The organism is Micromonospora sp. NPDC049048 (genome assembly GCF_043197615.1).
Classification (GTDB): domain Bacteria; phylum Actinomycetota; class Actinomycetes; order Mycobacteriales; family Micromonosporaceae; genus Micromonospora.
Window position 1 is genome coordinate 533,747 of the sequence record NZ_JBICTM010000001.1, and the last position, 22,384, is coordinate 556,130.

Genomic DNA, 22,384 nt, shown 5'->3' on the forward strand with positions numbered 1-22,384 from the left:
GACGCCGGAAGGACAGGGGCGGCCGGTAGCGGGGTGGGACGGGTCCACACCTCCGCACAACACCACGAGGAGCACGCCCGCACATGGCACGTCTAGTCGGCGTCGACCTCCCCCGCGAAAAGCGGATGGAGATCGCGCTCACCTACATCTTCGGCGTGGGCCGCACCCGCGCCCTGGAGACGCTCGCCGCGACCGGCATCTCGCCGGACAAGCGCGTTCGGGACCTCACTGACGAGGAGCTCGTGCAGCTCCGGAATCACATCGAGGGCAACTACAAGGTTGAAGGCGACCTGCGCCGCGAGGTCGCCGCTGACATCCGCCGCAAGGTCGAGATCGGCTGCTACGCGGGTATCCGGCACCGCCGGGGCCTGCCCGTGCGTGGCCAGCGGACCAAGACCAACGCGCGGACCCGTAAGGGCCCGAAGCGGACCGTCGCCGGCAAGAAGAAGCCCGGCAAGAAGTAACTAGGAGCGCACAGACTTATGCCACCGAAGGCTCGTGCCGGAGCCGCCGTCAAGAAGGTCCGGCGCAAGGAACGCAAGAACGTCGCCCACGGGCAGGCGCACATCAAGAGCACCTTCAACAACACCATCGTGTCGATCACCGACCCGACCGGTGCGGTCATCTCCTGGGCCTCCTCGGGCCAGGTGGGCTTCAAGGGCTCCCGCAAGTCGACCCCGTTCGCCGCGCAGCTGGCCGCCGAGGCCGCCGCGCGTCGGGCGATGGAGCACGGCATGCGCAAGGTCGACGTGTTCGTCAAGGGACCCGGCTCCGGCCGGGAGACCGCCATCCGTTCGCTGCAGGCGGCCGGGCTCGAGGTCGGGCAGATCTCCGACGTCACGCCGCAGCCGCACAACGGATGCCGTCCGCCGAAGCGTCGCCGGGTCTGAGAGGTTAGAGAGAGATGGCTCGTTACACCGGTGCTGACTGCCGCCGTTGCCGGCGGGAGAAGATGAAGCTGTTCCTCAAGGGCAGCAAGTGCGATGGTCCGAAGTGCCCGTTCGAGTCCCGGCCGTTCCCGCCCGGGCAGCACGGCCGCGGCCGCACCAAGGAGACGGAGTACCTGCTCCAGCTTCGTGAGAAGCAGAAGGCCCGCCGCGTGTACGGCGTGCTGGAGAAGCAGTTCCGTGGCTACTACGAAGAGGCCGTCGGCAAGAAGGCCAAGACCGGCGAGGTTCTCCTGCAGATCCTCGAGTCGCGGCTGGACAACGTGGTCTACCGGGCCGGCTACGCCGGTTCCCGTGACATGGCCCGTCAGCTGGTCAAGCACGGTCACTTCACCGTGAACGGCAAGAAGGTCGACATCCCGTCGTACCGCGTCAAGGAGCACGACATCATCGAGGTCCGGGGCAAGAGCAAGCAGCTCACCCCGTTCCTGGTGGCGCAGGCTCAGGCCGGTTCGCGGTCGGTGCCGGCGTGGCTGGAGGCGATCCCCAGCCAGATGAAGATCCTCGTGCACTCGCTCCCGGCCCGCCAGGTCATCGACACGCAGGTCCAGGAGCAGCTGATCGTCGAGCTCTACTCCAAGTAGTCGGAGCTCGTTGCGGTGGCCCGCCCTTCCGGGGCGGGCCACCGGAACAGTTTGTCGTGGGCGTCATATGGCGGGCGCCCCGGAAGAGAAGAGAAGACATGCTCATCAGCCAGCGACCGACTCTCTCCGAGGAGTCGATCAACGAGACCCGGTCCCGGTTCACGATCGAGCCGCTGGAGCCGGGCTTCGGCTACACCCTGGGCAACTCGCTGCGGCGCACGCTGCTGTCGTCGATCCCGGGTGCGGCGGTCACCTCGATCAAGATCGACGGCGTGCTGCACGAGTTCACCACGATCCCCGGTGTCAAGGAGGACGTGGTCGAGCTCGTCATGAACATCAAGGAGCTGTGCGTCAGCTCCGAGCACGACGAGCCGGTCAGCATGTACCTGCGCAAGCAGGGCCCGGGCGACGTCACGGCGGGCGACATCCAGCCGCCGGCCGGCGTCTCGGTGCACAACCCGGACCTGAAGCTCGCCACCCTCAACGGCAAGGGCCGGCTCGACATGGAGCTGACCGTCGAGCGGGGTCGCGGCTACGTCACGGCGGCGCAGAACAAGCAGGCCGGCGCCGAGATCGGCCGGATCCCCGTCGACTCGATCTACTCGCCGGTGCTGAAGGTCACGTACCGCGTCGAGGCGACCCGTGTCGAGCAGCGGACCGACTTCGACCGGCTGATCATCGACGTCGAGACCAAGCCGTCGATGGGCCCGCGTACCGCGCTGGCCTCCGCCGGCTCGACGCTGGTGGAGCTGTTCGGGCTGGCCCGGGAGCTGGACGAGACCGCCGAGGGCATCGACATCGGGCCGTCCCCGCAGGACGCCCAGCTCGCGGCGGACCTGGCGCTGCCGATCGAGGAGCTGGACCTGACCGTCCGCTCCTACAACTGCCTCAAGCGCGAGGGCATCAACTCCGTTGGTGAGCTCATCGGGCGTACCGAGGCCGACCTCCTCGACATCCGCAACTTCGGTCAGAAGTCGATCGACGAGGTCAAGATGAAGCTCGCCGGGATGGGGCTGGGGCTGAAGGACTCGGCCCCGAACTTCGACCCGGCGCACGTCGTGGACGCCTTCGGTGAGGCCGACTACGACACCGACGACTATCGCGAGACCGAGCAGCTCTAGTCCGCGCTGCCGCCACACCTGAGGAGCACCAAGCATGCCCACGCCCACCAAGGGCCCCCGCCTCGGCGGCAGCCCCGCGCACGAGCGGCTGATGCTGGCCAACCTGGCCACCGCGCTGTTCCAGCACGGCAAGATCCAGACCACCGAGACGAAGGCCCGGCGGCTGCGTCCGCTGGCCGAGCAGCTCATCACCAAGGCCAAGCGCGGCGACCTGGCGTCCCGCCGGCGGGTGCTGGGCGTCGTCAAGGACAAGGACGTGGTCTACGCCCTGTTCGACCAGATCGCGCCCCGGTTCGCCAACCGCAACGGTGGCTACACCCGGATCGTGAAGACCGGTCCGCGCAAGGGTGACGCCGCCCCGATGGCGATCATCGAGCTGGTCGAGGAGCTCCAGGTCGCCGAGCCGAAGGCGAACAAGAAGACCGCCGCCCGCAAGGCCGCGCAGCAGGACAAGGTCGAGGCGCTCGCCCCGGCCGAGGAGGCCCCGAAGGCGACCTCGGGCGACCAGGACGCCGAGGCGCCCGTGTCGGCGTCCGGCGACACCGCCGCCGCCCGCGAGGACAGCGACGAGGCCGGCGAGAACGACAAGGCCTGATCCAGGCCACCGTCGGGCCCGGCACCCCTTCGTGGGGTGCCGGGCCCGACCCCGTGAGGCGGAGGTACGAGTGGACGAGCGCACCCGGCTGCGGCTGGACGTCGCGTACGACGGGTCGGGCTTCTCCGGCTGGGCCGCCCAGCCGACGCGGCGTACGGTCGCCGGGGTGCTCGTGGAGACCCTCGACCTGGTCCTCGGCGCGGGTACGGCGACCGGGCTGACCGTGGCGGGCCGCACCGACGCCGGCGTGCACGCCACCGGGCAGGTCTGCCACGTCGACCTGCCGAGCGTCGTCTGGCGGGAGCACGAGGGGCGGCTGCTGCGCCGACTGGCCCGACTGCTCCCCACCGACGTCCGGGTACGCGCCATGGCCGAGGTGCCCGCCGACTTCGACGCCCGGTTCTCGGCGACCTTCCGTCGCTACGAGTACCGGGTCACCGACGCCACCTGGGGTGCCGAGCCGCTGCGCCGGCACGAGATCCTGGCCTGGCCGAAGCCGCTCGACCTGGCGGCGTTGAACGCCGCCGCCGCCGGGCTGGTGGGGGAGCACGATTTCGCCGCGTACTGCCGGCGCAAGGAGCACGCCACCACGCTGCGCGAGGTGACCCGGCTGGACTGGCGGCGGGACCCGGACGGGATCCTCGTGGCCACCGTGCAGGCCGACGCGTTCTGCCAGGCGATGGTGCGCAGCCTCGTCGGCGCCATGCTGGTCGCCGGGGACGGGCGCCGGCCGGTCGAGTGGCCGGGCAGCCTGCTGGCCCGCCGGGAACGCTCCAGCGAGGTGACCGTGGCGCCGGCGCACGGGCTGGCCCTGGTCGCCGTCGGCTACCCCGAGGACCCGGCCGAGTACGCCCGCCGCGCCGAGGCGACCCGGCAGCTGCGCGTACCCGTGGAGGGCTGACCGCCCGCCTCCCCGGCCGTGCCGCCGGAGCGGCCAGGGCGGGGCCGCCCGTTTCCGGTAGAGCGTCGTCGAGCGTCAAGGAGTGGAAGCCGTGCAGGAACCTCGTCGTGGGCGGGATCTCGGCATCGTCGTGGGGGTGCTGCCGACGGGCCCCCTGAACGCCGTCACCGACGTGCCCGGCGTACGGGTGGGCCACACCACGCTGGTCGTCGGGGAGAGCATCCGCAGCGGGGTGACGGCGATCGTCCCGGACCAGCTCACCGACCGTCGGTCGTTGCCGGCGGGGCTGTTCGTGGGCAACGGGCACGGCAAGATGGTCGGGTCGACCCAGGTGGCGGAGCTGGGCGAGATCGAGACGCCGGTGGTGCTGACCGCGACGCTGTCGACGTTCCGGGCGGCGGACGCGCTGCTCACCTACATGCTCCGGCAGCCGGGCCGGGAGACGGTCGAGTCGCTGAACCCGGTGGTGGCGGAGACCAACGACGGTCTCCTGTCGGACATCCGGGCGCGGCCGGTGCGGGAGGAACACGTCCTCGGGGCGCTGGAGGAGGCTCGCGGCGGACTGCCCGCGGAAGGTGCCGTCGGCGCCGGTACGGGCACGTCGGCGCTCGGTTTCAAGGCCGGCATCGGGACGTCCTCGCGGCTCGCCACCACATCCCGCGGCACCGTCACCGTCGGTGTGCTGGTGCAGGCCAACTTCTCCGGCGTGCTCCAGGTGGCCGGGGTGCCGATCCGGCCCGAGCAGGTGGGCGTGCCTGCCCCCGCGTTCCCGGAGCGGCCCGCGCAGCCGGGCAACTCCTGCGTCATCGTGGTCGCCACGGACGGCCGCCTCGACGCGCGGCAGTTGGGCCGCGTCGCCCGCCGGGCCATCTTCGCCATGGCGCGGGTCGGCTCGGACTTCGCCGGGGGCAGTGGCGACTACGCCCTGGCGTTCTCCACCGCCGACACGCAGACGCCGACCGCGCCGGAAGCCGATCTGGAACCCGTCTTCGCGGCGGTGCTGGAGGCCGTGGAGGAGGCGCTGCTGAACTCGCTGTTCATGGCGCGTACCACCGTCGGCGTCAAGGGACGGGTCAGGTACGCGGTCCCGCACGACCGGATGCGCGACCTGCTACGGGCGCACCGGGTGCAACTCGGGGCGTGACCGGGCCGACCCGGCAGCCCGCGCATGGGGCTGCGCCGGCGGCGGCAGCGGTTGCCGCTCCGGGCCCCGCCACCGCCCGCTACGCGGAACGGGTGCGTGGCCCGTGGCCCACGCACCCGTCGCGGCGCGATCCGGTCAGTCGTTCCCGTCCTGCGTACGGGTGTCGTCCACGCCCTCGTCGGTCGGCTGGCCGGCCGTACCGCCGTCGGCCCGCCGCTCCAGCACGCCCCGGTTGAGGTGCAGCTCGATCATGTCGAAGAGGATCTCCCGGGCCTTCGTGTCGCCGGACCGGATCGCCTCGCCGTCGCTGCGGGCCACCACCGCGTACGCGAGGTAGTGCCCCCGCACCTGCCAGCCGACGCGGGCCGGAGCGGTGGCGATCGCCGCGCTGTCGTCGCTGGCCGCCATGCCCCGCAACCGGCCCTCCCGCTCGTCGAGCAGCACCCGGATCCGGTCCCGGGCGCGTTCGGCGTTCGCCCGGTCGATGAGGTTGAACAGCCCGGTGGTGACGAGGTGGTCGCCGTCGGGCGTCCGCAGCGTGGCCCGGACCACCTGGGTGCAGCCGAGGCGACCCAGCAGGTCCGCGACCTCACCGGTGGCCGCCACCGCGCAGCTGGCGCTCGACTGGGTCTTCAACACGCGGTACGCGGGCTCGCCGTCGGCGACGACGAGCTGCTTGCCGGGGAAGAGCTCCTTGGCGGTCAGTGGCGCCGCGTCGGTGTCCCGGGAGTCCAGGGCCTGCGTCTCCGTGTCGCCGGGCGCGGCCGCCTCCGGCTGGGTCGTCTCCGTGGTCAGCGGGTTCTTGTCGCGTTCGGCCAGCAGGGCGGCGGCGCCGAGGCCGCAGAGCGCGAGCAGCGCGAGGACGGCCGCGCCGCCGACCACGACCTGCCACAGCCGACCACCGCCGCGCCGCTGCTGCGGCAGCCCGGCCGACCGGGACGGCTCGGCCGACGTCGGTGGCTCGACGGGGGGCGGTTCGGCCGGCGACGGATGCGGGACCATGGGCGGTTCGGCCGGTCGGATCGGCGACTGCGCCTCGCTCGGCGGGGCCGGCGACTGCGCCTCGCTCGGCGGGGCCGGCGACTGCGCCTCGGCGGCTGTCCGCGCGTGGTCCGGCAGCGGCGGTGGCTCCTGCGGCGCGGCGCGGAGCGGCTCGCGCGCGGCGACGGGCGGCGCGACCCGGGTGGCGCGGGGCAGCGACGGCGTCGGGAAACGGGACGGGGAAGGACCGGCCGGGGGAGGCGGACCGGCACCGAGCACCGACCGGTCGGACCCAGGCTCCGGGTACTCCATGAATGCGTCCTCATCGGACTCGTACCGATACACCATGCCGCCCAGACTAGGAGGCATTGTCCCTTTAGGGGTGAATAATGGAAAATTGTGCGTGGGTCGTGCCGCCCCGTGGTGGGCTCGCGCCGCAGACATCCGCCGTAGAGCCCTGCGGCCCCGCGCCGCCGCGGACCCGTGGTGGGCGCGCGCCGCCGTGCCGGGCGGCGGTGCGAGAATTGCCCGCGTGACCGGCGAACACTACTTCACCGCTGAGCCCTCGGCCGCCGCCAACCCGCGCGAGGTCGAGTTCTCCGTCGCCGGCCGCGACTACACGCTGGCCTCCGCCGCCGGCGTGTTCTCCGCCGCCCGCCTCGATCCTGGCACGGCGGTGCTGCTGCGCAAGGCCGACCTGCCGGCCGCCGGGACCGCCGGTGCCCTGCTCGACCTCGGCTGCGGCTTCGGGCCGATCACCTGCGTACTCGCCAGCACGGCACCCGCGGCGACCGTGTGGGCCGTCGACGTCAACGAACGGGCCCGGGAACTCACCGCGGCCAACGCGGCGCGGATCGGCGCGGCCGACCGGGTGCACGTCGCCGCGCCGGACGACGTACCGGCCGAGCTGACCTTCGCCGAGATCTGGTCCAACCCCCCGATCCACGTCGGCAAGGACGAGCTGCACGCGATCCTGCTGCGCTGGCTGCCCCGGCTCGCCCCGGACGGCGTCGCCTGGCTGGTGGTGGCCCGCTACCTGGGCGGGGACTCGTTGCAGCGCTGGCTCGTCGAGCAGGGCTGGCAGGTGGGGCGGCACGCCAGCCAGAAGGGCTTCCGGGTGCTGCGGGTCACCCGGTAATTGGTTGGGCCGCCCGGCCCGCGCTCAGGCAGGATGCCGACGTGGGATACGTGGACGTGGCAGCGGTCGGGCACATCCTTCCCGACGGTCGGGAACTCTTCTCCGACGTGTCGTTCCGGGTCGGGGAGGGCGCCAAGGTCGCCCTGATCGGGCCCAACGGCGCCGGCAAGACGACGCTGCTGCGGATGGTCGCCGGCGACCTGCCGGTGCAGACCGGCGCGATCGCGCGTACCGGCGGGCTGGGCGTGATGCGCCAGTTCATCGGCATGATCGGCGACGAGTCCACGCTGGCCGACCTCGCGCTGTCGCTCGCCCCGCCGGCGCTGCGCGACGCCGGCCGCCGCCTGGCCGAGACCGAGCAGGCCATGCGCGCCGCCGAGGTCCGCGGCAAGTACAGCACCGCCGCCGGCAAGGCCCAGCTGGCGTACGCGGACGCGCTCGCGGCCTGGGGCGAGGTCGGCGGGTACGACGCCGAGGTGCTCTTCGACACGGTCGCCACCACCGTGCTCGGGCTGCCCTGGGACGGTGCCCGGGACCGGGCAGTCCGCACCCTCTCCGGCGGGCAGCAGAAGCGCTTCGCCCTCGAACTGCTGCTGCGCGGCCCCGACGAGGTGCTGCTCCTCGACGAGCCGGACAACTTCCTCGACGTGCCCGGCAAACGTTGGCTGGAGGGGCGGCTGCGCGAGTCCGGCAAGTCGGTGCTCTACGTCTCGCACGACCGGGAACTGCTCGCCCACACCGCCGACCGGGTGGTGGCCGTGGAGGGCGGCAGCGCCTGGGTGCACCCGGGCGGCTTCGCGAGCTGGCACTCCGCCCGGGTGGCCCGGCACGCCCGCCTCGACGAGCTGCGCCGGCGCTGGGACGAGGAACACCAGAAGCTGCGCGAGCTGATGCTGATGTACAAGCAGAAGGCCGCGTACAACGACGGGTTGGCGTCGCGCTACCAGGCCGCGCAGACCCGGCTGCGCAAGTTCGAGGAGGCCGGGCCGCCGCCCGTACCGCCGAAGGACCAGGACATCCGGATGCGGCTGACCGGCGGGCGGACCGGCAAGCGCGCGGTCATCTGCGAGCAGCTGGAGCTCGACGGCCTGACCTACCCGTTCGACCTGGAGATCTGGTACGGCGACCGCGTCGCGGTGCTCGGCGCAAACGGCACCGGCAAGTCGCACTTCCTGCGGCTGCTGGCCCGGGGCGGCACCGATCCCGACCCCGCCAACGGCCCGGTCGACGGCGCCGCCGCGCTCGCGCCGGTGGCCCACGACGGGGTGGCCCGGCTCGGCGCGCGGGTACGCCCCGGGCACTTCTCGCAGACCCACGACCGGCCGGAGCTGATGGCGAAGACCCTCGTCGAGATCCTCTGGCGGGGCGACGAGCACCGGGCCGGCATGGACCGGCACGCGGCGATGGCGGCACTGAGCCGGTACGAGCTGGCGGCGCAGGGCGACCAGCGCTTCGGCACCCTCTCCGGCGGTCAGCAGGCACGCTTCCTGGTGCTGCTGCTGGAGCTGTCCGGCGCGACGCTGCTGCTGCTCGACGAGCCCACCGACAACCTCGACCTGGCGTCGGCGGAGGCGCTGGAGGCCGGGCTGACCGCGTTCGAGGGGACCGTCGTGGCGGTGACCCACGATCGCTGGTTCACCCGGACCTTCGACCGGTTCGTGCTGTTCCGGGGCGACAACGAGGTGGTGGAGACCCCGGAGCCGGTCTGGGACGTGGCGTGAGCCCCGCCGACCTGGCGACCGCCTTCGCACTGTCGGCGGCGTGTCCCGGGCGGCGGGCATAGGGTGGATCACGTGACTGAGATGACCTACCGCCGGTTGGGCGACTCCGGGCTCGTGGTGTCCGTGGTCGGCATCGGCTGCAACAACTTCGGCCGCAAGCTCGACCTCGACGGCACCCGGGCGGTGGTCGACGCCGCGCTCGACGCGGGGATCAACTTCTTCGACACCGCCGACATCTACGGCGAGCCCCAGGGCGGCTCCGAGGAACTGCTGGGCCAGGCGCTCAAGGGCCGGCGCGACGACGTGGTGGTGGCCACCAAGTTCGGGATGGACATGCACGGCATGAACGGTCCCGACTTCGGCGCCCGGGGCGCGCGCCGTTACATCGCCCGGGCGGTCGAGGCGTCGCTGCGTCGGCTCGGCACCGACCACATCGACCTGTACCAGATGCACGAGCCCGACCCGGGCACCCCGATCGACGAGACCCTGGCCGCGCTCGACGACCTCGTCCGCGCCGGCAAGGTCCGCTACCTGGGCAACTCCAACTTCGCCGGCTGGCAGATCGCCGACGCCGACTGGGTGGCGTCGTCAAACGGCCGGTCCCGGTTCATCAGCGCCCAGAACCACTACAGCCTGCTGGAGCGCTCCGTCGAGACCGAGGTGGTGCCGGCGTGCGAGCGGTTCGGCCTCGGGCTGCTGCCGTTCTTCCCGCTGGCCAACGGGCTGCTCACCGGCAAGTACAAGCGCGACCAGGCCCCGCCCGCCGGCAGCCGCCTCGCCGGTGGCGGCCGGTACGCCGAACGCCTCGCCGCCGCCGACTGGGACACGATCGAGGCCATCGAGGCGTACGCCGCCGAGCGGGGGCTGTCGATGCTCCAGGTGGCGATCGGCGGGCTGGCCGGGCAGCCGGCGGTGACCTCGGTGATCGCCGGCGCCACCACGCCCGAGCAGGTACGCGCCAACGCGGAGGCCGGCACCTGGCAGCCCACCGACGAGGACCTCGCCGCCCTGCGCGCCATCCTCTGACCCACCCGCGCTGGCTGCCGCGCCCGCCGCCCGCGCCCACCCCGCCCGTGCCCGGGCGGGAGGCGGTGCTTCCACGGGTGGAACATCAGGGACCTTTCCCGCCCCGGGAGACAGCCCTGGTGTTCCACCCGTTCCCGTCGGCTCCGTCATGACTGCCGTTCGAGTTGGTCGATGTTGAGGGTGTGCGGCGGCGGTGGGCGTAACGGCACTCTGCCGGTGTGGACATCTGCCGGCGGTGGAACGCCACGGCTGTCACCGGGGGCGGTTGACCGACCTGGCGTTCCACTCGTCGGCGCGTTCGCGGAGGGCGGCCGTGACGAGGCGTACCGTCCGGTTTCGGTTCCGGAGCACGTCGTCGGCGGTGAAGCGCAGGACGATCCAGCCGGCCGCGCGTAGCGCGTTCAGCCGGGCGACGTCCTGCCGGAAGTGGACGCGTTCCCGGTGGTGGTCGCCGTCGTACTCGACCGCGACGCGCAGGGCCGGCCAGGCCAGGTCGACCCGGCCGACGAAACGGCCGGCGGCGTCGCGCACGTCGTGCTGCGGCGTGGGCGGGGGCAGCCCGGCGTCGAGCAGGAGCAGCCGGAGACGGGTCTCCATCGGGGACTCGGCCAGCGGCTCCGCCAGCGCCAGGATCTCCCGCAGCAGAGGCAGGCCGGGCCATCCGTGCCGCGCGTCGGCGTACGCGCGCAGTGCGGCGAGCTTCACCACCCGGCGGTGCAGCAACGCGTCCACGGCGACCAGAGCCTCGTCCCGAGGGGCCTGGCGGCCCAGGTCGAAGGCGGTGCGTAGGGCAGTGGTGACGGGCAGGCCGCCGAAGCGCGTGCGGTCGGAACCCGGCACCACGGATCGGGTCACCCGAAGACGAGGATGGGGTCGCATTCGCGCGGCGCGTGGTACCAGTACGGTGACCGGCGCGTCCCGGGCCAGCAGGTCGACGCCCCAGAGGTACGCGGCACTCCTTCCGGCGATCGCGGCGCCGGAGGGCAGGAGCAGGGCCACCGCATCGCACCAGAGCCGATGATCTGGCGCGAGCAGCGCGTCCCGATGCACGTACACATCGGGTAGCAGGCGTTGCCAGGACGGCCCGCGCAGCATGGCGCGGGTCAGGAGTCCGTCGGCGACGGCGGCGCTGGCGCGGAACGGCAGGAAGGCGAGGCCGGGCGGTACGCGGGCGGCTGAGGGCATCGGGACAGCGTGGCGTGACGAGGTTCTCGCCCGCCGCCCCACTCGCCGGGATCGGGTTGTCGGTGTGAGATCCGCGCTCCGACCTTGGCGGATCCGGCGATCCGTCGTACGGTGACAGCCGCAAGTGACCCACGGGAGCCCGGTGGACCGGGCTGAGAGGGGGGCTGTCAGCCCCCGACCGTCGAACCTGATCCGGGTAATGCCGGCGCAGGGAGGAGTGTTGCCGTGCCGTCCCTCGGGCGACTGCATCTCATCACCGACACCCGACCCGGGCGGGATCCGCTGGCCGTGCTGCGGGCCGCCCTACCGGTGGCCCGCACGGAACTCGTCGTGCAGGTCCGGATGACCGACGACGCCACCGACCGGGAGGCGTACGACCTGGCCTGCCGGGTCGTGGCGCTCTGCGCACGATACGGCGCCACCTGTCTCGTGAACGACCGGCTGCACGTGGCGCTGGCGGTGGGTGCCGCCGGTGGGCACGTCGGCGCGGAGGACCTGCCGGTCGCGGCGGCCCGCCGGGTGCTCGGCCCGACGGCCGTGCTCGGCGCCACCGCCCGCGAGCCGGCGACGGCCGCCGAGGCGGTCGCCGCCGGGGCCAGCTACCTGGGCGTGGGCCCCTGCCACGCCACCAGCACCAAGTCGGGGCTGCCGGCACCGATCGGCCCGGCGGGGGTTAGCGCCGTCGCCACCGCCGTGGACGTGCCGGTCGTCGCGATCGGCGGGGTGACCGCCGCCGACGTGCCCGCGCTGCTGGCCGCCGGGGCGTACGGGGTGGCGGTGGTCGGGGCGCTCTCCGGGGCGGAGGATCCGGGGCGGGCGACGGCGGAACTGCTGGGAGCGCTGGGGTGCTGAGCCGGCCGGACGTCGCCGTGGTGGGGGCGGGACCGGTCGGGCTGGCGATCGCCTGGCGCTGCGCGCAGCGCGGACTGCGGGTCGTCGTGCACGACCCCGCCCCGGGCACCGGCGCGTCCCACGTCGCCGCCGGGATGCTCGCCCCGGTCGCCGAGGCGTACTTCGGCGAGCACGAGCTGACCGGGCTGCTGACCGCCTCCGCCGCCCGCTGGCCCGCCTTCGCCGCCGAGCTGACCGCCGCCACCGGCGTCGACGTCGGCTACCGCACCGAGGGCACGCTGATGGTCGGGCTGACCGCCGACGACCTGGCCGAGGCGCGCCGGCTGTGGGCGTACCAGCAGGGGATCGGACTGCCGGTGACGCCGCTGCGCCCGTCGGCGCTGCGGGACCGCGAGCCGGCGCTGGCACCCCGGGTGCGCGGCGGCGCGCTCGCCGCCACCGACCACCAGGTCGACCCGCGGCGGCTGGTGCCGGCGCTGCGCGCGGCCGCCGAGCGGGCCGGCGCCACGCTGGTCCCCGCCGTCGTGCGCGCCCTGTCCGACGTGGACGCGCGGGTCACGGTGGTCGCGGCCGGTTGCGGGGCGGCGGCCCTGACGGGGCTGCCCGTGCGACCGGTGAAGGGGCAGGTGGTCCGGCTCCGCGCGCCCGGCGGCGGTGCGCCGGGCTTCCGGCACGTCATCCGGGGGTACGCCGACGGCGAGCCCGTCTATCTCGTGCCCCGCGCGGACGGGGAGGTGGTGGTGGGCGCGACCGTCGAGGAGCGCGCCGACACCGACGTCTCCGCCGGGGCGGTGCTGCGGCTGCTCCGCGCGGCCGTCGACCTGCTGCCCGAGTTGGCCGAGTACGACCTGGTGGAGACGGCCGCCGGCCTGCGCCCCGGCACCCCCGACAACGCCCCGATCCTCGGTCCGCTGCCGGGCCGGCCCGGCGTGCTCGCCGCGACCGGACACCACCGGCACGGCATCGTGCTCACGCCGGTCACCGCCGACCTGATCGCCGACCTGGTCGTCACGGGGACGGCGGACCCGCTGCTCGCCCCCTTCACCCCGGCCCGGTTCGCGCCGCCCGAGCCCGCCGAACCCGCCCCCGACCCGGCCGCCTTGCCCGGTCCGGCCGCTGTCTCTGGTCCGGCCGCCGCTCCCGGTCCGGCCGCCTTGCCTGGCCCGGCCGTCAGCGTCGGTCGGGCGCCTTCCGGCGGGCCGGGGGTCGTCGCCGGGCCTGTCGTCCCGGCCGTCGAGAGCCGGTCCGGTGCCGGACCGGCCGTACCCGAGGAGGAGCACACGTGGAACTGACGGTGAACGGCACCGGGCGCAGCCTGCCCGGCGGGTCGACCGTGGCGGACCTGGTCCGGGTGGTCACCGACCAGCAGCGTGGGCTCGCCGTCGCGGTCAACGGTGAGGTCGTGCCGCGTGCGGGCTGGCCGGCGACCGTGCTGCGCGACGGCGACCGCGTCGAGGTGCTCAGCGCCGCGCAGGGCGGGTGACGCGGTGAGCTTCGACCTGGGCGGCGTGAGCTTCACGTCCCGGCTGATCCTCGGTACCGGCGGCGCGGCCAACCTGCGCGTGCTGGAGGACGCGATCCGTGCCTCCGGCACCGAACTGGTCACCCTGGCCCTGCGCCGGGTCGACACCGCCCCGGGCGCCGCCGGCGGGCTGCTGGACCTGCTGGACCGCTGCGGCGTACGGCTGCTGCCGAACACTGCCGGCTGCTACACGGCGGGCGAGGCGGTCAAGGTGGCGCACCTGGCCCGGGAGGCGTTCGGCACGGACTGGGTGAAGCTGGAGGTGATCGGCGACGAGCGCACGCTGCTGCCCGACGGGGTGGAACTGCTGCGCGCCGCCGAGGAACTCGTCGCCGACGGGTTCGTCGTGTTGCCGTACACGTCGGACGACCCGATCCTGGCACGCCGGCTGGCCGACGTCGGCTGTGCCGCGGTGATGCCGGCGGGCGCGCCGATCGGCTCCGGCCTGGGCGTGTCGAATCCCCACCACATCCGGCTGATCCGGCAGGGCGTCGACGTGCCGGTGATCCTGGACGCCGGCATCGGCACCGCGTCCGACGCCGCGCTGGCCATGGAGTTGGGCTGCGACGCGGTGCTGCTCGCCAGCGCGGTCACCCGGGCCGCCGACCCGGTGGCGATGGCCACCGGGATGCGGTACGCGGTCGAGGCCGGCCGGCTCGCGTACGGGGCGGGGCGGATAGCGCGCCGCTTCCACGCGCTCGCCTCCACTCCGGACGAGGGACGGCCGGACCTGTGACCCGCCCCATCCCCACCAGCCCACCCCCGTCCCCGGCCCTGTTCCCAGCCCCGCCGCTGGCTCCGGCTTCGACCCCGGCAGATCTTGGTAGGAAACGGCCCTTCGAGGGGCCAGTTCCTACCAAGATCTCGGACGGTCCGGCGATTTCGGATCGTCCGGGGATCTCGGGCGGTCCGGTCGGCGTCGTGTTGCTTACCGACCGGAGGCAGGCTCGGCGGCCATTGGCGGAGGTCGTGGCGGGGGCGGTGGCCGGGGGAGTGCGATGGGTGGTGCTGCGGGAGAAGGACCTGCCCCGTGCCGAGCGCGCCGCGCTCGCCGTCGACCTGCGCGCGGTCCTCGCCGACGCGGGCGGCACGCTGGTCGTCGCCGGCCCCGACCCGCTCGGCGGGGACGCGGTGCACCTGCCGTCTGCGGGGCCGTACCCGCCGCCGTCCCTGGGCCTCGTCGGCCGCTCCTGCCACAGCCGCGCCGAACTGGCCCGACTGACCACCGAGGATTACGCCACCCTGTCACCGGTCTTTCCCAGCCGGACCAAACCAGGCTACGGCCCGCCACTGCGCGCCGACGGGCTGAGCGAGCTGATCGGGGCCAGCCCTGTTCCGGTCCTCGCGTTGGGCGGAGTGCAGAGCCCGGAGCAGGTGGTCGCCTGCGTCGAGGCGGGAGCCGTCGGCGTGGCGGTGCTTGGCGCGATCATGCGCGCCGACGACCCGACCGGGGACGCCGCCACGCTCACCGCCGCCTTCCGGTCGGCGGTCCCACCGCAGCCTCGCGGCCAGTGGGCACGCGCGGAGGTCTCCACGACGGGGCTGCGGCCGACCGTGCCCACGGAGGGATCAAGCCTGACCGCCCGGAGTGGGCACGGTCGGCCGCAGCCCTCAAGCGCCACGACCGTCCACGCCCGGCCCGAGATTCGGAGTGAAGACGGTTGGCCGGAGCCCTCAAGCGCCACGGTCGTGCAGGCCCGGCCCGAGCGTCCGTCCGCCATCACGGAAGAGGAACGATGACCCCGACGACCGTGCTCACCATCGCCGGCTCCGACTCGGGCGCCGGTGCCGGGATCCAGGCCGACCTGAAGGTCTTCGCGGCCCTCGGCGCGTACGGCACCAGTGTGCTCACTGCGGTCACCGCGCAGAACACGCGGGGCGTCGACGCCGTGCTGCCCTTGCCGCCGCGAACGGTCACCGAGCAGCTCGACAGCGTACTCGCCGACTTCACCGTCCGCGCCGCCAAGACGGGCATGCTCGGCACCCCGGCGGTCGCCGAGGCGGTGGCCGACGCCGCGAAGGACGGGCGGCTGCCGCACCTCGTCGTCGACCCGGTGCTCGTCGCCACCAGCGGGCACCGGCTGGGCGTGGTCGCCGCCGTCGAGCGGCTGTTGCCGTACGCGCAGGTGGCGACGCCGAACTGCGCGGAGGCCGCAGCCATCACCGGACGCCCGGTGACCACGGTCGAGGAGATGGTCGCCGCCGCCGAGGCCCTCGCGGCCGGCGGCCCGCCGCACGTCGTGGTGACGGGCGGCGACGTGGACGCCGACGGCGAGGCGATCGACGTGCTGCACGGCGGCGGCGTCACCACCCTGCTCCGCGCGCCCCGGGTCGACACCCGGCACAACCACGGCACCGGGTGCTCGTTCTCGGCGGCGATCGCCGTCCGGCTGGCCCTCGGCGACCCGGTGCCGACGGCCGTCGCCGCCGCCAAGGAGTACGTCCTGCGCGCGCTGACCGGCGCGCGGGACTGGGAGCTGGGCGCCGGACGCGGACCCCTCGACCACTTCGGCTGGTCCGCCTGACCAGCGGGGACGGCGCGTCCCAAGGGCACGTGGAGGGCGCCCCTTCAGTCGCGGTGGTGGCGGCCGGTGGAGCGCAACGACCGTCGGCCGGTCTCCTGCTCCGGCTCGTTGTCCGGAACCGGCTTGCTCAGGCCGGTGACCCAGTCCACGTACTCCTCGTCCTGCGCCGGCAGCGGTTCGGATTCGCGGTCGGCCGGAGCGTCCTCGATGCGGGCCCGGTTGCGGCGGAACAGGCCCAGCCGCCCCCGGCCTCGGCCGGTGGGCTGTTCGGGCGCGGCGGACGAGGTGGACCCGGCCGGTGTCTTCGCCTCGGCGGCGTTCTCCGGTACGGCGTCGGCGGACGTTGAAGCGGGGCCGCCCCGGCGTGCGGTGGCGAGCGCCTCCCAGCTCGCGGCGCGGGCCAGGTCGGGAATCGGCGCCCGATGACGGGGCCGGGGCGTCGACTCGGGCGAATGCGCCGTGGTCGGTTCGGTCCTCCCGGTGGTGGCTTCGGTCTCGGGCCGGGGCGTCGGCTCGGACGCGTGCTCCGTGGTCGGTTGCGCCGCCGCAGTGGTGGTTCCGGGCCGGGGCCGGGACGGGGACGGCTGCGCCGGTGCGGCTGGGGGCACGGTGACGGGCCCGGGAGCCGCCGTGCTGTTCGCGGCGGTCGTTCCGGCTGCGGCGGCGGTCGTTGCGGGGGAATCGACCGACGTCGACTCGGGCGCGGAGGCGGCACCTGCCGGCGACGTGTGCGGCGAAGTCGTGGACGACGAGGCGTCGACCGGCGCGGGCTGTGGTGCGGTGGCGGCGGAGGGCGCGGCGGCGTCCGGGGACGTCGGCGGGGCCGCAGCTACCGGCGGAGGCGCAGCTACCGGCGGTGTCACAGCGTCCGGCGGGGGCGTAGCGACCGGCGGTGTCACAGCGTCCGGCGGGGGCGTAGCGACCGGCGGGGGCGCCGCGGTCACGGGGCCCTCCGCGGCTACGGGCGTCGGGTCCGTACCTCCCGGTGTCGCGGCGGCGGGCTGGCGCGGCGACCGGGGCTTGCGGGTACGGCGGGGCTTGGGTGCGCTCGGGGCGGCCTGCTGTTCGGCACCAGCCTGCACCGGCCGACCTGCGGACGTCGGTCCCTCGGCCGGCTGCGCAACGAACGCCGGTCCCTTGGCCGGCTGCGCGGCGGGTGTGGGTCCCTCGGCGGGCATCGGTCCTTCGGCAGGCTGGGCGGCGGACGTCGGTTCCACGGCGGGCGGCGCTGCGGACGTCGCTCCCTCGGCCGGTCGGTCCTCGGCTTCCGGTGCTTCGGTCGCCGGCGCCGCTGCGGCGGTCGGGGTCGGCAGTGACGATGACCGACCTGCCGGGGCCGGCGAGGCGGTCGAGCCGGGCGCACTCGGGGCGGACGGGGCGCGCTCGGCGTCGTCCCGCGCGCGGGCGGGCTGCGGCGTGAGCGGGCGGTCGGCTGCGGTTGCGTTGTCGGTCGCGGGTGGGTTGTCGACCGGTGTGGCGGACGTCCGCCGCGCATCCGCGCCCGTCCGGGCTCCGGCGGGAGCGGGGGCGGTTCCTCCGTCGGCGGGCCAGTCCCAGTGCGGCGGGACGGCCCGGGGCGCGGGGACGTCGCCGCCGGTGGCGGTGCCCGACCCGGAGCCCGTACCGCTGGCCCGGCCGGCGACCACGTCAGCACGAGGCCCGTCGGCGGCGACCAGGTCAGCACCAGGCCCGTTGGCGGCGACCAGGCCGCCGCCAGCCTGGTCGCCGGCCAGATCGGCGCCGGCCAGGTCGACCGTCTCCGGCTCGTCCCCACGGGCGGACGCGGACGCCTGCGGCAGGTCCGGACCGGCGGGCAGCGGACGCAGGATGTCGGTGGGCTCGATGGCCCCGGTGGGGGCGGTGTGCGTGCCGAGCGGCCAGCGCAGCAGCGCGGCGGCGGCCGCTCCGAGCGCACCGGTGGCCACGGCGAGCAGCGCCGCGTAGTACGGCATGAGCTGGTAGCGGTCGACGTTGTCGCCCGGGCCCGCGGTCAGGTAGGCGAACGCGACCAGCACCGGTCCCGCCACGCCCGTCGCGCCGCTGACCAGCGGCGGGTGGCCGCGCCACCGGGACACCGCGCCGGTGGCCGCGCCGGCCAGCAGCGCCACCAGCGGCAGGACCACCAGGGCCAGCCGCTGCGCCGCGTCGGCGTCGAGCGACGCCGGCTCCAGCACCCCCAGCCGTACGGTGTCCAGCGGCCCGGTCGAGAACAGCGACGGCGCCACCGAGACCAGGGCCAGCAGCCAGACCACGCACGCGACCGCCGCCATGTTCCATCCCACCGGCGGCCGGAGCAGTACGGCGATGGCGGCGCCGGCACCGGCCAGCGCACCGAGGACCGCGCAGATGCCGACGGCCCAGACGGGGTCCACGGAGACGAGTTCGGCGGCCCGTGCGGGCTGCATGCAGAGCGGCGCGACGACGGTGGCGCCGAGCGCGGCGCCTCCGGCGACGGCGAGCAGCTGCCCGGTGCCGGCCAGCCCTCCGTCCCGGCGGGCCAGGCGTTCGGTCAGCACCGCGCCCACCACTGCGGCGTTCGCGGCGAACCAGCCCGCCCAGACGAGCTGGGCCGGCCACTGGTTGATGGTGGCGCCGGTGAAGGTGCCGGTGAGCCGGACGATGCCGAAGCCGAAGGCGACGCCGAGCTGACCGGCCCCGGCCAGCAGGCTCACCCCGAGCGCGGTGAGCAGCAGTCTGCCCCAGGTCCGAAAGGCCATGTCCGGCACGTTACGCACCTGTTGACCAGCCCGCCACCGGCGCGCCGCGAGCCGGTGGCGACCCGCCGGCCAGCGGGTTACTTCAATTCGACAAGCCGGGCCAGGTACGTCGTGTCGCCCACGTTGGTCAGCATGTGCACGGCGCCCGGATCCCGGTAGACCACCCCGCCCGTCGGCTCGTCGGCGTCGATGAGGGTGCCGTCGATCGTCTGCACGACGTTCTTCGCCCCCTGGATCGCCACCACGAGGTACGGGTGGTCGTGCCGGTGCAGCGGCTGGCGTTCGCCCGGCTCCAGCCGGATGTGCCAGACCCGGACCCGGTCGTTCTCGTACACGATCTCCTGGCCCACCGGGCCGAGTTCGAGGTGTGTGTCGGTCATCGGATTCCGTCCAGTCGGGGGAGCACCTCGGCGGCGATGAGCTCCAGGTGGTCGAGGTCGGCGAGGTCGGTCAGCCGCAGGTGTACGCGGGTGGCGCCGATGGCGGCGAACTCGCCGATGCGGTCCACGAGCTGCGCGGGCGAGCCGACCACCGTGTCCTCCGGCGGCAGCGCGCTCTTGGTGTGCAGCGGTGCGGCACGGCGGTGCGCCTCGGCGTCGGTGCGGCCGATCGCCACGACGATCCCGGCGGAGAGGGTGAGCGGGGCGCGTCCCGACTCGGCCCGGCCGGCCCGGTCGCAGGCCTCCCGCACCCGCTCGTACGCGGCGGCGGTCTCCGCGACGGTCTTGAACGGCAGGTTGAACTCGTCGGCGTAGCGGGCGGCGAGGTCGGGGGTGCGCTTCGGGCCGCGCCCGCCCACGATGACCGGCGGGCCGGGCACCTGCACCGGCTTCGGCAGGGCGGGGGCGTCCACCAGCCGGTAGTGGTCGCCGGTGAAGCTGTACGTCTCGCCCGGGGGCGTGCGCCACAGTCCGGTGAGGATCTCCAGTTGCTCGGCGAGCCGGTCGAATCGCTCGCCGACGCCGGGGAACGGGATGCCGTAGGAGGTGTGCTCGCGCTCGTACCAGCCGGCGCCGATGCCGAGGTCGACCCGGCCGCCGCTCATCTGGTCCACCTGGGCGACCATCACGGCCAGCGGGCCGGGCAGCCGGAAGGTGGCGGAGGTGACCAGGGTGCCGAGCCGGATCCTGCTGGTCTCGCGGGCCAGCGCGGCCAGCGTCAGCCAGGCGTCGGTGGGGCCGGGCAGGGCGGGCTCGTCCCCCATCGCCTGGTAGTGGTCGGCGCGCAGGAACCCCTCGAAGCCGCCGTCCTCGGCCAGCCGGGCGAAGCGGAGCTGGTCGTCGTAGCTGGCGCCCCGGTGCGGCTCGGTGAAGACGGTGACCCGCATGCTCATGGCCGTTCCGCGCCGGCTGTCGCCGGCAGGTCCCGTTCCATGAGGAGTTCGTGCAGGTCGGCGCTGACCCGGGCGACGTCTGCCAGGTGCGCGTTGCGGCCGAGGGTGCGCGGTCGCGGGATGTTCACGTCGACGACCTTGCGGATCCGGCCGGGCCGGGGGCTGAGTACGACCACCCGGTCGGCCAGCAGCACCGCCTCGTCGATCGAGTGGGTGACGAAGACGACGGTGGCCCCGGAGGTCATGTGCACGCGTTGCAGCTCGCCGGAAAGTTCCTCGCGGGTGAGCGCGTCGAGCGCGGAGAACGGCTCGTCCATCAGCATCACCCGGGGCTCGCCGATCAGTGACCGGCACAGCGACACCCGCTGCTGCATGCCGCCGGAGAGCTCGTGCGGCAGCCGCTTCTCGAAGCCGCCCAGTCCGGCGAGTTCCAGCAGCTCCCGGGCCCGGTCGCGGTGCTTGGCCCGCTTCCAGCCGAAGATCTCCACCGGCAGCAGGACATTGTCCAGGACGGTGCGCCAGGGGAGCAGGGCCGGTCGCTGGAAGAGCATCGCAATGTCCGGGCGCGGCTTGGTGATCGGCGTACCGGCCACGGTGATGCTGCCCTCGGTCACCGGGAGCAGACCGGCGATCAGGCGCAGCAGCGTGGACTTGCCGCATCCGGAGCGGCCGAGCACGGCGACGAACTCGCCCGGCGCCACGTCGAGGTCGATGCCGCGCAGCGCCTCGACGCGGCCGCTGCGGCCGTCGAAGGTACGGGACACCCCGGAAAGCTTGATCATCCCGGCGGCCTCCTGAGTCGACGATCAGCAATCGCGGCCCAGGGTAACCGGCCCGTGTGGATGGTATGGCGTCCGGGGTGGACGCGAGGATTTTTGCGTAACGAAACCCATACGCCTGGCATTGTGAAGGATGGTTTCTCGTACGCTGTGCCAGCTAGTCCCCTCCAGACGGTTGGTGTCGGCTCAACCCCTCGGCCGGCCCCGCCAGACAACCCCCCTCCGGCGGCGGCGTGCCGCTCCGGTCGGAAAGGACATGGTGCACAGATGAGAAGGCTGACCCGTACGGTCGCTGCCGTTGCGCTGGCCACCGCCCTCGCCCTGGTCTCCGGGTGCAGCGGCGACTCGGACTCCGGCGCAGACAAGGGCGGCAACGGCGCGGCGTTGGAGAAGGTGACATACCTCACCTCGTTTGGCAACTTCGGCCGGGACTCCTACGCCTGGGTCGCGAAGGAGAAGGGCTTCTTCAAGGAGGCCGGGTTCGACGTCGACATCAAGCCCGGTCAGGGCACCGGCGCGGTGATCCAGCAGATCGTCGGCGGCCAGGCCCAGTTCGGCCCGATCGACCTCACCGGCGGTCTGCTCCAGGTCGGCAACGGCCAGGCCAAGGACTTCGTCGCGGTCGCGGCGATCCAGCAGCGCACGATGGCCGCCATCGCCACCGTCGAGGGCAAGGGCATCGCGTCGCCGAAGGACCTCGAGGGCAAGAAGCTCGCCGACACCGAGGGCTCCGTCGTCCGCAACCTCTTCCCGACGTACGCGCGGATGGCCGGCGTGGACGCGAGCAAGGTGACCTGGGTCAACGGCCAGGCGCAGGCCCTGATGGGCATGCTCGGCTCCGGCACGGTGGACGGCATCGGCCAGTTCGTCGTCGGCCAGCCCACCATCGAGACGGTGACCAAGCAGAAGGCCGTCATGCTGCCCTACAGCAACGTGATGCAGGACCTCTACGGCAACGTGCTGATCACCTCCTCCAAGCTCGCCAAGGAGAAGCCGGAGATGGTCAAGCGGTTCACCGGTGCCCTGTTGAAGGGCCTGGACTACGCGCTGACCAACCCGCAGGAGGCGGGTGAGCTGCTGAAGAAGAACGTCGACGCCGCGAACCCCGCCGCGGCCGCCGCCGAGCTCCAGCTCATGGCCGGCTACGTACGCTCCAGCAACTCCGGCACCCAGCTCGGCACCCTGGACAGCGGCCGGGTCGCCAAGAGCATCGCGATCCTGCAGGGCGCCGGCTCGCTCAAGCAGAACATCACCCCCGACCAGATCATCGACTTCAGCCTCGCGCCGAAGGCCTGACGGACGCCGACCACGGC

At 74.0% G+C, this 22,384-nt stretch carries 22 protein-coding genes, 1 pseudogene and 1 riboswitch; of the genes and pseudogenes, 17 read left to right on the forward strand and 6 right to left on the reverse strand.

Going from position 1 to position 22,384, the window contains the following annotated elements; translation table 11 throughout:
- The first annotated feature begins 83 nt into the window (after positions 1-83).
- The 7 genes from rpsM to ACGFIG_RS02625 all read left to right on the forward strand — a co-directional run bounded on the left by rpsM (position 84) and on the right by ACGFIG_RS02625 (position 5,292).
- On the forward strand, positions 84-464 hold the full coding sequence (gene rpsM / locus ACGFIG_RS02595; protein ID WP_091290326.1) for a 30S ribosomal protein S13: 381 nt from the start codon (positions 84-86) through the stop codon (positions 462-464).
- A gap of 18 nt (positions 465-482) precedes the next feature.
- The gene (rpsK, locus tag ACGFIG_RS02600) at positions 483-890 is read left to right on the forward strand and encodes a 30S ribosomal protein S11 (protein ID WP_014440747.1); all 408 of its coding nucleotides are present in this window, start codon (positions 483-485) and stop codon (positions 888-890) included.
- Between the two features lie 14 nt (positions 891-904).
- Positions 905-1,531: a 30S ribosomal protein S4 gene (gene rpsD, locus ACGFIG_RS02605; protein ID WP_392998427.1), complete on the forward strand. Its 627-nt coding sequence runs from the start codon at positions 905-907 to the stop codon at positions 1,529-1,531.
- A gap of 98 nt (positions 1,532-1,629) precedes the next feature.
- A complete protein-coding gene (locus ACGFIG_RS02610) occupies positions 1,630-2,652 on the forward strand; it encodes a DNA-directed RNA polymerase subunit alpha (protein ID WP_013735931.1) in 1,023 nt (340 codons plus the stop codon).
- A gap of 34 nt (positions 2,653-2,686) precedes the next feature.
- Positions 2,687-3,247: a 50S ribosomal protein L17 gene (rplQ, locus tag ACGFIG_RS02615; protein ID WP_392998429.1), complete on the forward strand. Its 561-nt coding sequence runs from the start codon at positions 2,687-2,689 to the stop codon at positions 3,245-3,247.
- Positions 3,248-3,317: 70 nt separating this feature from the next.
- Entirely contained in the window at positions 3,318-4,148 is an 831-nt protein-coding gene (gene truA / locus ACGFIG_RS02620) for a tRNA pseudouridine(38-40) synthase TruA (RefSeq protein WP_392998431.1), read from the forward strand.
- 91 nt (positions 4,149-4,239) lie between these two features.
- Positions 4,240-5,292 (forward strand): P1 family peptidase, encoded by a 1,053-nt coding sequence (locus ACGFIG_RS02625; protein WP_392998433.1) that lies wholly within the window; start codon positions 4,240-4,242, stop codon positions 5,290-5,292.
- A gap of 135 nt (positions 5,293-5,427) precedes the next feature.
- On the opposite strand, the gene ACGFIG_RS02630 is transcribed toward ACGFIG_RS02625, so the two are convergent.
- A complete protein-coding gene (locus ACGFIG_RS02630) occupies positions 5,428-6,621 on the reverse strand; it encodes a hypothetical protein (RefSeq protein WP_392998435.1) in 1,194 nt (397 codons plus the stop codon).
- Between the two features lie 184 nt (positions 6,622-6,805).
- Here ACGFIG_RS02630 and ACGFIG_RS02635 point away from each other — a divergent pair, with 184 nt between their 5' ends.
- The 3 genes from ACGFIG_RS02635 (at position 6,806) to ACGFIG_RS02645 (ending at position 10,158) form a co-directional block, all read left to right on the forward strand.
- Complete coding sequence (locus ACGFIG_RS02635; RefSeq protein ID WP_392998437.1) at positions 6,806-7,411, forward strand: class I SAM-dependent methyltransferase; 606 nt, start codon at positions 6,806-6,808, stop codon at positions 7,409-7,411.
- A gap of 41 nt (positions 7,412-7,452) precedes the next feature.
- Positions 7,453-9,132, forward strand: coding sequence for an ABC-F family ATP-binding cassette domain-containing protein (locus ACGFIG_RS02640; protein WP_392998439.1), 1,680 nt, complete (start codon positions 7,453-7,455; stop codon positions 9,130-9,132).
- 63 nt (positions 9,133-9,195) lie between these two features.
- Complete coding sequence (locus ACGFIG_RS02645) at positions 9,196-10,158, forward strand: aldo/keto reductase (protein ID WP_392998441.1); 963 nt, start codon at positions 9,196-9,198, stop codon at positions 10,156-10,158.
- Positions 10,159-10,410: 252 nt separating this feature from the next.
- Here ACGFIG_RS02645 and ACGFIG_RS02650 read toward each other — a convergent pair whose 3' ends face one another.
- Positions 10,411-11,343 carry a DUF559 domain-containing protein gene (locus ACGFIG_RS02650; protein WP_392998443.1) on the reverse strand — a complete coding sequence of 311 codons (933 nt, stop codon included), beginning with the start codon at positions 11,341-11,343 and terminating at the stop codon, positions 10,411-10,413.
- Positions 11,344-11,465: 122 nt separating this feature from the next.
- Positions 11,466-11,574: riboswitch (TPP riboswitch) on the forward strand.
- Between ACGFIG_RS02650 and thiE the strand changes: the two genes are divergently transcribed.
- The 6 genes and pseudogenes from thiE (at position 11,569) to thiD (ending at position 16,242) form a co-directional block, all read left to right on the forward strand.
- On the forward strand, positions 11,569-12,195 hold the full coding sequence (gene thiE, locus ACGFIG_RS02655; protein ID WP_392998445.1) for a thiamine phosphate synthase: 627 nt from the start codon (positions 11,569-11,571) through the stop codon (positions 12,193-12,195). (Overlaps the previous riboswitch by 6 nt.)
- A complete protein-coding gene (thiO, locus tag ACGFIG_RS02660; protein ID WP_392998447.1) occupies positions 12,189-13,487 on the forward strand; it encodes a glycine oxidase ThiO in 1,299 nt (432 codons plus the stop codon). The genes thiE and thiO overlap by 7 nt, the downstream gene beginning before the upstream one ends.
- A complete protein-coding gene (gene thiS, locus ACGFIG_RS02665) occupies positions 13,478-13,678 on the forward strand; it encodes a sulfur carrier protein ThiS (protein WP_392998449.1) in 201 nt (66 codons plus the stop codon). Before thiO ends, thiS begins: the two co-directional genes overlap by 10 nt.
- A 4-nt stretch (positions 13,679-13,682) precedes the next feature.
- Positions 13,683-14,453 carry a thiazole synthase gene (locus tag ACGFIG_RS02670; RefSeq protein WP_392998451.1) on the forward strand — a complete coding sequence of 257 codons (771 nt, stop codon included), beginning with the start codon at positions 13,683-13,685 and terminating at the stop codon, positions 14,451-14,453.
- Between the two features lie 161 nt (positions 14,454-14,614).
- Positions 14,615-15,196, forward strand: a pseudogene (locus tag ACGFIG_RS02675) (thiamine phosphate synthase); the annotation flags it as partial.
- A gap of 257 nt (positions 15,197-15,453) precedes the next feature.
- A complete protein-coding gene (gene thiD / locus ACGFIG_RS02680) occupies positions 15,454-16,242 on the forward strand; it encodes a bifunctional hydroxymethylpyrimidine kinase/phosphomethylpyrimidine kinase (RefSeq protein ID WP_392998453.1) in 789 nt (262 codons plus the stop codon).
- Positions 16,243-16,286: 44 nt separating this feature from the next.
- On the opposite strand, the gene ACGFIG_RS02685 is transcribed toward thiD, so the two are convergent.
- The 4 genes from ACGFIG_RS02685 to ACGFIG_RS02700 form a co-directional block, all read right to left on the reverse strand.
- Entirely contained in the window at positions 16,287-18,959 is a 2,673-nt protein-coding gene (locus tag ACGFIG_RS02685; protein WP_392998455.1) for a hypothetical protein, read from the reverse strand.
- A 77-nt stretch (positions 18,960-19,036) separates the two neighbouring features.
- On the reverse strand, positions 19,037-19,339 hold the full coding sequence (locus tag ACGFIG_RS02690) for a cupin (RefSeq protein ID WP_392998457.1): 303 nt from the start codon (positions 19,337-19,339) through the stop codon (positions 19,037-19,039).
- Positions 19,336-20,286, reverse strand: a complete 951-nt coding sequence (locus tag ACGFIG_RS02695; protein ID WP_392999396.1) for an LLM class F420-dependent oxidoreductase — start codon at positions 20,284-20,286, stop codon at positions 19,336-19,338. Before ACGFIG_RS02695 ends, ACGFIG_RS02690 begins: the two co-directional genes overlap by 4 nt.
- Before the next feature lie 2 nt (positions 20,287-20,288).
- Positions 20,289-21,074 (reverse strand): ABC transporter ATP-binding protein, encoded by a 786-nt coding sequence (locus ACGFIG_RS02700; protein ID WP_392998459.1) that lies wholly within the window; start codon positions 21,072-21,074, stop codon positions 20,289-20,291.
- Between the two features lie 264 nt (positions 21,075-21,338).
- Here ACGFIG_RS02700 and ACGFIG_RS02705 point away from each other — a divergent pair, with 264 nt between their 5' ends.
- Entirely contained in the window at positions 21,339-22,367 is a 1,029-nt protein-coding gene (locus ACGFIG_RS02705) for an ABC transporter substrate-binding protein (protein WP_392998461.1), read from the forward strand.
- Positions 22,368-22,384: the final 17 nt, after the last annotated feature.